7 protein-coding genes are annotated in these 13,942 nt (G+C 33.1%); 4 read left to right on the forward strand and 3 right to left on the reverse strand.

Features of this window, described 5'->3' with window-relative positions; translation table 11 throughout:
• Positions 1 to 151: 151 nt before the first annotated feature.
• Positions 152 to 2,074, reverse strand: coding sequence for an IGHMBP2 family helicase (locus QZU83_RS03270; RefSeq protein ID WP_295609627.1), 1,923 nt, complete (start codon positions 2,072 to 2,074; stop codon positions 152 to 154).
• 82 nt (positions 2,075 to 2,156) lie between these two features.
• Here QZU83_RS03270 and QZU83_RS03275 point away from each other — a divergent pair, with 82 nt between their 5' ends.
• Positions 2,157 to 2,858: a succinylglutamate desuccinylase/aspartoacylase family protein gene (locus tag QZU83_RS03275; protein WP_295609628.1), complete on the forward strand. Its 702-nt coding sequence runs from the start codon at positions 2,157 to 2,159 to the stop codon at positions 2,856 to 2,858.
• Positions 2,859 to 3,039: 181 nt separating this feature from the next.
• Positions 3,040 to 4,443 carry a pyruvate kinase gene (gene pyk / locus QZU83_RS03280; RefSeq protein ID WP_295609630.1) on the forward strand — a complete coding sequence of 468 codons (1,404 nt, stop codon included), beginning with the start codon at positions 3,040 to 3,042 and terminating at the stop codon, positions 4,441 to 4,443.
• 67 nt (positions 4,444 to 4,510) lie between these two features.
• On the opposite strand, the gene QZU83_RS03285 is transcribed toward pyk, so the two are convergent.
• Positions 4,511 to 9,835, reverse strand: a complete 5,325-nt coding sequence (locus tag QZU83_RS03285) for a right-handed parallel beta-helix repeat-containing protein (protein ID WP_295609632.1) — start codon at positions 9,833 to 9,835, stop codon at positions 4,511 to 4,513.
• 19 nt (positions 9,836 to 9,854) lie between these two features.
• Complete coding sequence (locus QZU83_RS03290) at positions 9,855 to 12,260, reverse strand: hypothetical protein (protein WP_295609633.1); 2,406 nt, start codon at positions 12,258 to 12,260, stop codon at positions 9,855 to 9,857.
• A gap of 360 nt (positions 12,261 to 12,620) precedes the next feature.
• Between QZU83_RS03290 and QZU83_RS03295 the strand changes: the two genes are divergently transcribed.
• Positions 12,621 to 13,340 (forward strand): metal-dependent hydrolase, encoded by a 720-nt coding sequence (locus QZU83_RS03295; protein WP_295609635.1) that lies wholly within the window; start codon positions 12,621 to 12,623, stop codon positions 13,338 to 13,340.
• A 287-nt stretch (positions 13,341 to 13,627) separates the two neighbouring features.
• Positions 13,628 to 13,942, forward strand: coding sequence for a monovalent cation/H+ antiporter subunit E (locus QZU83_RS03300; RefSeq protein ID WP_295609637.1), 315 nt, complete (start codon positions 13,628 to 13,630; stop codon positions 13,940 to 13,942).

Below are 13,942 nucleotides of genomic sequence, written 5' to 3' on the forward strand. Positions count from 1 at the left end.
AGAAGAAAACTCTTAATTAGGGAATATAATTGAGGTTGAAAGTTATGGGCTTTAAAATGAAAATCCCTATTAAGAGTTTAAAAAGTATTATTTCATACTTCAATTAATATGTTGTATTTTATAGTATATAAAGTTTAGGCATGCCTAAAAATTATAGTGCAATTAAAACATCATTGTCCCTTGCAAACTCAATCAGTCTGGCATATGTGGGATTGGTTTTTAGAGTGTTAATGTTTCCTATGATGATTAGTTTACGTTTGGCGCGTGTTATCGCAACATTTAATCTTCTTAAATCTCTTAAAAAACCAATATTTCCATCTTCATTGCTCCTGACTGTTGAAATTATAATGATTTCCTTTTCTCTTCCCTGAAAACCGTCAACGGTTTTGACTTCAACGGGTGTTCTGTCCTGGATAATTTTTACCTGATCGGCATAGGGGCTGATAATTCCAATGTCTGTTTCCTCAAGACCCAGTTTCAAATAGTCATTAGCTAATTTAACTGCAATATCTGCTTCCAGTTGGTTAATGATGGATTTGGAATCCTTGAGATGTTTTTCACCAATATCATCTACATTTGAAGTGTCAATAAAAAGCATGGCATCCTCCTCATCATCACTATTTATGATGTCGTTAATGTTGATGTCATCAACTGAGGAATCGCTTTTTAAATTGTTGTTGTAAAATTCTGAATTTGGAAATTTCATTAAAAGGGAATTCACACGATATTGGACATTCAATAGCTGTGATTTGAATGGATATATTCTAATAAGCTCTTCAAATAATGTTTTTTCCAATCCCTGTGCTTTATCGCTAATTATTGTTGGGGGAAGCTGTTTGTGGTCTCCTGCAAGGATAAATCTGTGCGCTTTGGCTATTGGGATTAAAACACTTGGGATTGTTGCCTGGGATGCCTCATCAATGATTGCAACATCAAATTTTGTTCTTGCAATGGACTCCAGGGCGGCTGAAGAGTTTGTTGAGAGAATGACGTCGCTGGTTTCGATAATATCTCGAATCATTTTGTTTTCGACTCTTTTAATCTCATCGTGAAGTTCATCGATTTGCTGATTGTATTCAATCCATTTGGCCATGGATTTCATTTTTTCAGCTGAAATTCCACGTCCTCCTTTACCTTTTGAAGCATTAAAAAGTATGTCATAGTCGCCATATCCCCTCCGGTACTGTGGTGTTGGCTTGGTGTAGACCTTTCGTTTTTCAATCAAATTGTCAATCTTTTTGTGGATTTTTGAAATTTTTTTATTTAACTTGTGGTTTTCGACTTTATATGCCAAAGTTTGAGATATGTTGTGTTTTGAAACCCTTTGCGGATGACCAAGCCTTGTAAGGTTTAGTTTTTTATTTTCCATCAGTCTTTCTAAGATGTTGTCAACTGCAGCATTACTTTCAGCTGTAGCCAACACCTTATGGTTCTGGCGTGTCTCTTGGGATATCAGCTCAACCAAAGTTCTGGTTTTTCCGGTTCCAAAAGGTCCATGAATCAAATAAAAGTTTTCGCAGGATAATGCATTTTCAATAGCTTTTTTCTGTGATTCATTTAAATTCTGGTCAATATAATCGATGTAGGGAACTGGTTTATTTTTCTTAGGGTTCCTGTCACTTAGCATGTATTCAAGGGCATTTTTTCCTTTTAAGCTCAAATGCTTTAGATTGTCTTCCATTCGTCTAAATGTAATGTCATTTGCATATAAGTCAAGTCTCACTTTCTTTTTCACAACCCATCTCGGGATTCTTTTGTCAAAAGCAACCTTGATAAATCTTGCACCCTTTTCTGTGACTGTTCCTGTAAAATCACTGCTCAGGGGATTGGCAGTGCTGACAAGTACCATATCTCCAACGGAGATTTCCGTATCGATAATTTCTGATCTGCCGAATTGAACTATTTTAAGGCCTAACTCTTCACCGACATATTTTCCTTTAACTTTATTGATGGCACGGCCCAATTCCTCCCTTTTTTGACCGGACATATGGGCAATTTCAAAACGCATCAGCTCAATTTCGGCATCTCTTTCATAATTGACTAATTTTATTAAATTTTTAATATATTTTTTCAATTTAATCCCTAATTTTAAATATAGCGTTAATGTAATTAAACATATGGAATTTGTGAAAGTTAATCAATTTGATAATTTGGAAATGAGTTATATTTGTGATTTTTCAGGAGGTTATGTTTCCCGAAATTATAAATTGTTTTCACAGATTGAACTGACTGATTTGAACAGATTCATTTTGGAGAAATCTGTTTTTGGAACACCTATTTTTAAAATGGGTGATGGCGGAACCAAATTGCTTATTATTTCAGGCATCCATGGAAATGAACTGCCTCCGCAAATTGCAAACTTGAGGCTTATGAATGAATTGATTGGCAGCAAACTGTCAAATACTCTTTATTTCATTCCGTTTGCAGCTCCAAAATCCACAATGAATATTGAAAGAAAATTCAACTCCATGGATTTGAACAGGTCAACACATATTAAAAACTCTTTAAGCAATCTAATTCTGCAGGCGGCATTGGATTTAAATGTAGATTTTGTAGGGGATTTCCACTCAACTGCATTTAACTCAAATCCTGGTTTCGAATCCATATTCTCATCAAAGTCCCCATCTCCCGAAAGCTTTTTGATTGCAAATTATATCTCAAGGGATGTCGGTTCCGAGGTAATTTCATTCGATTTTGCAGGATCAACTTATAAGGGTGCCGTTGAAGATGTTTGCAATTTAAAAGGAATTCCTGCCGTTACCTGCGAAGTTCTATGTCCTTTTGGTAATGTTGCCGAGGGCAGCGCTGAAAAATCCCTATCTCAGATGAAGAGCTTTTTGGAATATTTCGGATTTTAACTATTTTGTCATCTAGGCTATTTTTCATAGGATATGTGCATATATTCACAAATTATATTACATTACCATTTAAATAAATATCAATTAGTTTAGTTAAAATGTATAGGATTATCGCAATGCAGCGATTTAATTTATTTTTCCAGATTTGGTTCATAGAAAAAAAGGTTTTTGATGGGGTAATATGAAAAAAACAAAAATAATATGCAGTATTGGTCCGGCAAGTGATTCTGTTGAGGTTATGAGTGAAATGGTTGATAATGGCATGGATTGTGCACGTATCAATCTCAGTCACGCTACTCATGAGGATATATTGAAAACAATAGAAGTCATTCGCGAGGTGCGCAAGATAAACAATGTTCCTATAGCTATTATGTATGATACTAAAGGGCCTGAGTTTAGGACTTTAAAATTTGATGATGGCGGTGTTGCTCTTCAAAAGGGAGACACCATTAAAATGTCTAAGGATTGTTTGCTTGGCAATGAAGAAAGGTTTGGAGTTAATCACAGCAATGCAATTGACTTTATCAAAAAAGGGGATAAGGTACTGATAGATAATGCCCTGCTTGAATTGTTGGTTGCAGATAAGAAAGATGGTTATGTTAAGCTGGAAGCTCTGAATAATGGTAAAATCGAGAACAATAAAACAATCAACATTCCCGGTGTCCCACTGAAGCTGGATTTCATGAGTGATGTGGATAGGGAAGATATTACTTTTGCAGTGCAGCATGCCTGTGATTATTTGGCATTATCTTTTGTAACCAAAAAAGAGGATGTTCTTGAAGCTCGTGAAATTATTAAGGAAGCCGGCGGTGATGTCCTTATAATTTCAAAAATCGAAAGCCAGTTGGGAATTAAAAACATAGATGAGATAATCGATGTGTCTGATGGAATAATGGTTGCTCGCGGAGACTTGGGTGTTGAGGTTCCATTGGAAGAGTTGCCAATGCTTCAAAAAAAGATTATTAGAAAATGCCGTGAAAAGGGCAAGTTTGCCATTGTCGCTACTGAAATGTTGGCTTCCATGTATGATAGTCCTAGACCTACAAGAGCGGAGGTTTCAGACATTGCCAATGCAATATTGGACGGTACCGACTGTCTGATGTTGTCTGGAGAAACCAGTATTGGAAATTATCCTATACCGTCAGTTGCGATAATGAGTCGGGTATGTGAATATGTGGAGTCCACCATCGACTATTCAAAGCATGTCGCCTACAAGGGAATATTTGGTGTCAGCGACACGATTGCTAAATTGGTTGTGGATGCCGTTGAATACTCGGATATCAAACTGATAGTTACACCTACTATGACGGGTTTTACAGCTCGTATGATCAGTAATTTCAGACCGAACTCCATAATTTTGGCTTGCTGTCCTTCAAATCATATTGCTGAGAAGGTCGCTTTAAACTTTGGTGTTAAAGCTATAATAACTGATATATATGAAAACACTGATGAAATGGTTGAGAATGCAAGAGATATGGCTCAATGGGAATTTAATTTAAACAAAGGGGATTTGATTGTAGTCACTGGAGGATTTCCATTAGGTGAGGCAAGAAAAACCAATTATTTAAGGATTGTGGAAATATAAGTTTTAAAAAATTAAAAATAGGGAAGAATAAATTTGGCTATTCATTCTTCCATTAAATGTATTTTTACTATAGTTCATTTGAAAATTTAAAGGAATCATCAGCGGCGATTATGTTATCAATATCGTGGAAGCTGACTCTTTCGTTATATAGGAATTTTTGAGCAGCATTATACTCTGCTGAACTTAAAAACTCATGCACTGATACATCTGTTTTTTCGATAAGTGCTTCATCTGTATTTGGCACATGTGAGCCATAAGTTATAACATTGTTTATGGCCATACCTAATGTGGCTGCACGGATTCCGATTAAAACGCCGTCTTTAACTCGATTTAAAAATTGCCCGTAATCCTGATTATCATTCGAATAGATGAATGCATCTAATGTTCCGCCCATAGCACCTACGCCAATACCTATTGCCAAACCTACAAGTTGTGCGCCTGATGCTACTGCTGCAGAAACTCCTAATCCTGCACCTCCCGATACTACAGCCACAGTAGTCATTATAATCGCAGTAATTGCCTTCTGCTTCCAAGCAGCCATTGGGAAATGATTAATCACATTAGGTGAATCTCCAATAGTGATAATTGATACGCTGGCGTTATGGTTATAAATATCCACATTGATGTTTTTATTATCATATCCTTTATTATCAACAAACATGCAAGCAAGTACCTTTGCGGTTCCTAAATTGTAAATAGCTCCGCCATATTTGGCATAGTTGTCCTTGAATGTTGTATTATAACCAGTTAATAAAGCACCTTTATTATTAACAATGGCACCGCCGTAATCCTTTTTCTTTATATAATCTACTCGATTATTAATGAAACTGGAATCAACAATATTTAAAGCACCTTTATTTTCAATTGCAATGTTAAATCCTTCAATAGTTAAGCCGGTGATTATGACTGATGAACGTGAAGTGGTAACCAGGAACTGTGTTTCATCATTATCCTTAGGAGAATTAACAAAGACTCTAGCACCATTACCTGAGAATATCAATTCACCATAATCTATATCAAACAAGATTTTTGAATTTGAAAAAGTGCCATAATCCCCTTTTACAAATGTAACATTAATTATGTCGTAGTCATGGTTATTGTTAACTAGATTGGATAATTTCATTAAAGAATAAAGGCTATCTACAGTGTAATTACAAATGGTTACATCAATAGTGTCCCTATATAAAATTAAAGCATCTTCACTTTTTTTAATAGTGGAGTCCCTAATTCCAATGCACTTAGCTATTTTAATTATAGAACCTCCATCAGCAAATAAGTCATTTGCATTCTTATTATTCCAAATTAGATTAGAAATTAAGGTATTTCCTTCAAACTTACAATTGTAGAATTGTCCATATGCTGAAATTCCTTTACTGTAATATGCTGCACCTTCGGTTGCACGATTGTTACTGAATGTGGTATTATAACAATAAACTGAACCATAATTCCTTATTGCGCCACCTTTTTCAGCTTCAAAAGTATGAATTCTGCTATAATGGATTTTATTATCCTTTAAAGTACAGTTTATCAGTATTAGCTGACCATAATTTACAATCGCAGAGTTAAACCCTGAAATTGTTAAATTGATTAGAGTCAAACTGCTATACCTTGGGACAAATGCAAAGTGATTTTCCGCACTGTCACTAGAACCAGTCAATGAAATTTTAGCGCCATTACCATTAATGACAATAGGCCTGCTACCTACATCGAATAAAAAGTTATGGTCTGCAAAAAAATCATCATTAGGTCCATTATGAGTGCCTGCATTATGATACCGGTTAAATGTACGGAAATCAAATGGGTTAGCTTTATCTGTGTAAGTCTTTACATCAATTGAATAATCTCCTTTTGCTAGATTAACCATAAAATTGGATGCATCTTCGTGTTCAAATCCAGTATAGAACATTGATATGAGCTCATCTAAACTCTCACAATAGTATTCACTAGTTCTATTTACATTATAGCTATCAAGTCGCCTACAATCTAAACAAGATCCAAATTCAAAAGTGTTACGTGTATCGTTTGTAAACATGTCATAAAGTTCGTTAGAACCATATAAAATAACCATACTACCATCAACAGCATGTATTGTATCTTCTATGGTAAATTGACAATTAACTAAGTTTGTTAATGAATTTGATTCTGCATAAATAGTTGCTTTGCGATCTGGATTATATTCATAAAGCATCACGTCATTTGCATTATGGTCAAATATGCAGTTCTGGAATGTTGCTTGATTTTTATTATAGATTACAGATCCCGGGGTGTCTGTTAAAAGATTCCAAGCATCATTTTTACTAAATGTACAATCCACGCAATAAAGATTTCCCTGATTTACAAATACGCGATAAAATGTTTTAAATGTAAGTCCTTGAATTGAAACTTGGGTTCCTGATTCCATGGCAATAAAGTTATGATTATAGCCATCTTCAATAACTGCCCCATTACCATTAATGAACAAATTACCTGTGGTCAAGTGAATGAGGTATTTGTGTTCTTGGTCTTTATAAAAGCTTTGAGAAATCTTATATGTGCCTGGCTTTAAGTTTAGTATAATAACATCCGCACGGAAGGATTTATCAGATATTTTTCTTAAAACATCTGCAAATTCTCCACTATTTGAAATGGTCACGTTATATATGATTGCACCATAGTCGTCCAAAAAGACATAACGGCGCATATTCTCTCCAATTTCACTATATGTAACATTGCCTTCTCGTATAAATTTTTCATTAGTGTGTATTGGCATTAATGCCGCATAATTTTCCCCATTAAGACTTATAGGCAATGTAGAATATTGGTTAAGCACTTTAACATCATTAATTCTTTTAATAAGCTGATCCCCATGATATATGTCGAGTGTATATTCGCCTGCCGCAACATCAAAACGGAAATATGCAGTGTTATTTGTAACAGTAGATACAAATGTCTTATTTGCAATTTTAAAGGTAATATTCTCATTCTCATAACTAATAGAATCATTATTTTTAAATAATTGTATTATGAAATAATCACTGATATTGTATGTATAGGTTCTTGGCAATATTGTAATTTTATTAGTGAAACTTTCTTTAGTTATATTATTGTGTGCAGTAACTTGATATGTTCCAGGTTGCAATCTCAACACTTCATTAAATGTAGCAATTCCTCCTTCTGAAACAGTATGGATGTATTCCTTATCATTTTCTTTGTTTAGTGTGAAAATAACTTTTTCACCAGGCTTTAAGAAATTACCATCCCTATCTTTGAATGTTGCAGAATAGGTTGCGGAATCGCCATCGGTTTTTACAAGATCATAACCATAAACACTTATGAATTCAGATTTTAGTTCATGTTTTAAATTTTGTGGAGTAATGGTTATTTTATGTGTACCAACTTCTAGGGGAATATAAGTTATTTCTAGAGTTTTGCCAGTAATTTTTTTATCTCCAATGATGTGTTCTTTATCTGAAGATATTTTCATATTTTCAAGCAGGTATTTTGGCACATCATTTTTAAAAGTTATTTTTATGGTCGCTGCCATATTGTTATAGGTGCGGCTGTCACTACTTATGCTCACAGTATTATATCCCTTATCTGAATGTGATTCATCACTGCGCGGCCAGGTGTGATATTCCATTAATTGATTATTGAATGATGGTGAATTTGTACCCCACCAATTTCCATCAATATTAAAATTACCAGAATTGAAGACAGCTGTTCCCTTATTATCTGCATTATTGGATATGAACGCATTATTATTCAGATTTAAATTAATGCTAATGGAATCAGTATATATTGCACCGCCTCTGTCCTTAGCTTTATTGGATTGGAAATAATTTTTTGAAATACTGGATGTGCCCCTATTATTTATGTATATTGCACCTCCATCACCCTTTTGGACATAGTTTGAGATGAAAACACTATTCTCCACATGATTCGCGGTACTTGAATATATTGCACCTCCATGGTTTTCAGCCCAATTGGAATTAAATGTAGAACCATATACGTTGATATTGCCGCAGGAACGTACTGCTCCACCATAACGTTTTGCTATTCCTCCACATGCATAATTTTCTGTGAAAACACAATTATATAGATTTAAGTTAGTGCTTCCAGAATCGCTGTATACTGCTCCACCATCACCAGCATATGCATAGTTTTTTATAAATGTCAAATTATTAAAGTTAACATCACCACATTTACTGTTTATGTATATTGCTCCACCATAGTCAGAATCTGCATGGTTGTACTCGAAATATAGGTCATTTACATTTTTAGCGATTTTATCGGTATAAATTGCGCCTCCATGGCCATTTGCATGGTTGTGGCTAAATGAGGATTTGCCTTCAAATAGAATATACTCGGAATATATAGCTCCACCTTTACTCTTAGCGGAGTTCTCACTAAATTCGGAGTTTTCAATAGTAATTTGACTAGTTGTATATATTGCTCCACCGGGGTCATCATTAGCCTCATTATTTGTAAATCTTGAATGGCTAATTACAACGTTTCCGTCATTAGTTTTGTGTATGGCACCTCCTTTTTCTGCTTTATTGCCTGTGAAAGTACAATTGTATATGAATATATTATTTTTTCCATTTATGGCTCCACCAGTTTTCGCATTATTATTTGTGAAATTACAGTTTTCGGCAAAAATTTGGCCTTTAGCAAATATTGCACCACCTTTATTTGAAGAAAAACTTGAAGAGTTAAGATACACTGATTTTTCACAATTAATTCCGCCCCCAACTGCAGCAGCATTGGATGTGAATTTTGAATCTTCAACATACACTTCACCTTTAGAATATATTCCTCCAGGACTATTGTTATCAAATTTAGAACTTGTGACGATTAAAGACCCTCCTTCCACATTATTGTAAATAACCGAACTTCCCTTATTATCTATGAAAGAACAATTAATTATTGTGTATCTGGCAGAACCTGTGATGGAAATGGTCGCAACGCCATAACTATTTTTTATAATTAAATCTTTTAGTGTTATATGTCCTGATTTGGATTCAAATGCACTGCATTTTTTATCACAATCCAGAGTATGGCCCTGTCCGTCAATAGTCAAACTTTTATCCAGTCTGATACTGGAACTTTGTGTACTCTTATAATCGTTATCTAAAGTTATGACAGATCCGCCTCGAGCACCATTTATGGCAGTTTGCAAGTCACTAAAACTGCCTTCTGAAGAATCTGCCAATAAAACATCATCACTTTCATTATTATTGGTTATTGATGCTTCATTTTGTTCACTCAATATTGGTTGAGTTGTTGAAACGTCATTAACGGTATTATCATATGTTATTTGTGTGTCATTGTTTATGTCCTGTGCTGATACTACGGATATTGAACATAATATTATGAATAGAAGCGTACAAACAACAATAATTTTCGATTTCATGAATAAAACTCCCCATCTTTTATTTTTTAACGGTTATTTTAACTTTTTTACTTGTCGCTTTGTAGTATTTAGTTGTTTTAAACTTAATCAACGCAGTATATTTTCCTTTTTTATTTAGTTTTGTAATTTTGAATGTGGCTTTTCCTTTTTTATTGGTTTTTGCCTTGTATATTTTTCCTTTGACCTTTAATGTGAGTTTAGCGTTTTTAATGCCTTTGCTTTTGCTGTTTTTCAAGGTTACTGTGTACTTCTTGGTTTTTGTTTTGACCTTGAATGTTTTCTTATTGGCAACAAATTTGGTTTTTTCCTTATTGATTTTAACCTTAACTACTTTACTTGCGCTTTTATAGTTGCTGTCAGCAAATGTGATTGTTAATTTCTTTGTACCCGCTTTTGCAGTTCTCAGCATTTTAGAGGTTATCTTTATGGTGGCTATACCTTTTGAACTGGTAGTTCTGGTGCCTATTGTTTTTCCATTTAACTTGAATTTAACCTTTTTTCCACTGATAACTTTGCCATCGCCGTCTTTTAGGGTTATCTTATAGCTTTTTGCATAATTAATTACAAAACTGGTAGTTTTTGCAGTGATTTTTGCAATTTTTAAATCAGCTGGATCTTTTTTTTCAACGGTGAAATTATATTCAACTGTGGCATTCACATAACCTTCCTGGGTGTAAGTCAGATAACTGCTGTAATTGCCAGGGTTTAAATCGGTAATGTTGAAAAATGCAAATCCGTCTTTTACAGGAGACATATAAGTCTTTCCATCAAGTTCAGTTAAGACAGTACCATTTTCCATTGGTATATTACCAAAGTCAACATAAACTATAATATGTAATGTGTCTCCATAAGTGATGTTTTCCTCATAAAGAGGGGATAATGTCACTGATTTTAATATTAACGGTGAATCGAAAGTGGTTTTATTATCAGCTGTTACTGTTGCATTGGTTATTAAAACAATATTGTTTGAACTAAGATTTGCAAGATTATTTTTAAATTGGGTGCTGTTGATTTCAAGTGTCAAATCATTTAATACTGCTATTGCTCCTCCATTAAATCCGATATTATTTGTAATGTTGGAACTGATGATTTCACTATCGTCATTCAATACTATTGCACCGCCAACTTCTGCAGTATTTTCATTAAACAATGAATCAGAAATAATTAGCATATCCTTTGAAAAAATTGCACCTGCAGCCAAAGCGGAGTTGTTTTTGAATATTGAACTGTTTACAATAGCATTATTTTCTATAATTAGTGCACCGCCATACACTTCTGCAGAATTGTTTACAAAATTACAATTATCCACGTTAAAGTCATTAGTTCCTTTAGAATATATGGCTCCGCCATCTCCATCTGCACTATTAGATTCAAAATAAGAGTTGTTTACACAACATTCGCCACCAACTAAGAATATGGCTCCACCATCATTAAATGCCTTATTATTGGCATAATTACTGTCATTTATGATATTGTTATCACCTGAAACATAAATTGCTCCACCACAATCCAAAGCAGTACAATTTATAATTGTACAGTTTGTAATGAGGTTATAATCTGAGTAAATGTAAACTGCACCTCCCTTGCCTCTTAAACTGGAACAATTGGTAAATGTGCAGTTGGTTATTGCAGTGTCTTTTCCAAGTGAATATATCGCACCACCGTCATTTATTGCTTCGTTATTTATAAAGAATGAATTTTTAACAGTTACCCCATCGGAATATATGCAAAGAGCCCCACTATTATCCATTCCATAGTCATATCCAAAATAACACTCATCTATAACGCCATAGGGTCCTGACCAGTCCATGCATCCTTTAATAACAACATTGTTTAAAAAGACGCAGTTTGACAAAGTTCCATTCTCTCCAAACCATTCGATAATATTATAAGAATCCTCCAATTCCCAATTGATGAAAAATATGTTTTTCAAAACTACATTATCTCCCTCTACGCAAAAAAGACCGGACATATTTGCGGATCTTCCATCAAACCAGGAATAATTTCCATCAATGGTTAAGTTTTCTTTGACTTTGATAGGAGCTGTATTTTCATAAGTATAATTATCTTTTGAAAGAATAATTGTTTCGCCTATTGGAGCATTTTCAATTTCGTCACGAAGTTTATCAAATGTCATAGGGTTATCGTCGTTCAATTTAGCGTTATCTTCACTAGATTCCAGACTATTGTCATTTTTATTTATAAACGTTTCCTGAGACGATGATGTTGGTCGTGTTTTTTCATTGTCCATATCATCATCGCTTTGATATAATTTCGAATTATCTGCATCATCATTTATGCAGACAGTATCGTTTGTTACATCACTACTTGCTATAGTGCCATTATCTTCTGTTGCACTTGCAGTGCCAAGCATTAAAAGACATAGCAGGAATAATGTAACAATTATTGTCTTTTTGATTTTCATTTAATCACTTCGGCTTTTTTATATTAATATAATTACAAAATTATTTTATGAATTTTCATTATTTAAATATTCAGTAAAATATAACTTACATTAATAGATTTTCAAAAAAACTTTACTTTAACTTATATCATGTAAAAAAAATTTTTTTATTTTTAAATGATTAGTTCTATTGTTTATTTTACAAAATATTTTTAGCTACTTGGATGATGTCAACTTTTGATTTAATACAAATAGCGAGGGAATAAGTATAAAATATTTTAAAAACTATTTTTCTATTAGTATTAACAATTAATACTCATCAAATGCTCTCGGGAAAATCCTATTAATTAAAAGTAATATATTTAAGACCAAGGTGATTTTATGTCTTCTTATAAGGGACATTCCATATTTGCATTAATTCTTTCATTGATGTTTTTTCATAGTCCTCTGTTAATTGCTTTAACTCTGATAGGTGCAAATATTCCTGACTTTGATCATAAGTTTAAAAAGGACAATGTCTATAAGTTGATTATTCTGGGATTGATAGTGTTTATTTCACTTTATATCCTAAAATTACCTTATTTTGTCGGTTTGATTATTGTTTTTCTAGGAGTATGTTTTTATTTTTCGGAGCATCGAAGCTTCACCCATTCCATTTTCGGAACAATAATTTTGACGGCTTCCGTTTCTCTGATTCTGATATGGGCATTTCTTCTCATCATCAATTTCACTAACGTTGACAATTATTATTTCATAATGGCAGTATTAATAGCTCTTTTAAGCTTTTTATTTTTAAATAAAAAAGTTTTGATGATTTTCTTGCCGTTATTTTTCATCAGTTTGTTTATTTTACCCGTTAGAAATATTAACTATCTGGAAATCGTTTTTAGTTTATTTATAGGGTTGTTTTCCCATATTGTTCTTGATTCTTTCACGCCATCCGGAATTAAGATTTTCGCTCCAATTTCCTCAAAAAAAGTTTACAGTAACTTTGGTAAGGTTTCAATATTTATATTGGTAGTTTTGGCAATTATATATAATGCTCAGCTATTATTTAACCTTTTTGAGCAATATGTGTATATATTAATATCTTCCATCTGATGGGGAGCGATAGAAAACTGTTGTGGTGTTTGCATATATCCATTATATTTTATCAATAATTTTTCTTTAATTTTATATTTGACTAGCAATTCATTAGTGTTTTTTATTTTTATCAATTGCTTTGTTCATTAATAATTTTCAAATAAATTTTTAATTACTTTATTTCAAAATTATATGATTTTTTTAAAAAAGCATACATTTATAATAAATAATCATGATAAATAATAATATTATTATTTAGTCAATATTATGACTATTATTAATATTAATGAAATGGAGCTTGTTTAATGTTTTTGACTAGAATTGGCTACGGAATTGTATATTTCGTAGTTCTTATTTACGAAATAATTAAATCAACAATTAATGTTTGTTTTAATTCAATTTTGGGGAGAAATATTGATCCTATTGTTGTGGACATTGAAACAGTACTAGAGAGACCTGTTTCACAAACAATTTTAGCAAATAGTATTTCTTTAACTCCTGGTACTTTGTCTGTTGATTTGGACAGCGAGAATAACATTATTAAAGTAGCTGCTATTTCTCCAAGAAAAAAAGAGGATATTATTCCTTTTGAACCATATATTAAGAAAATGTTGGAATAA

Source organism: uncultured Methanobrevibacter sp. (assembly GCF_902771435.1).
Classification (GTDB): Archaea; Methanobacteriota; Methanobacteria; order Methanobacteriales; family Methanobacteriaceae; genus Methanocatella.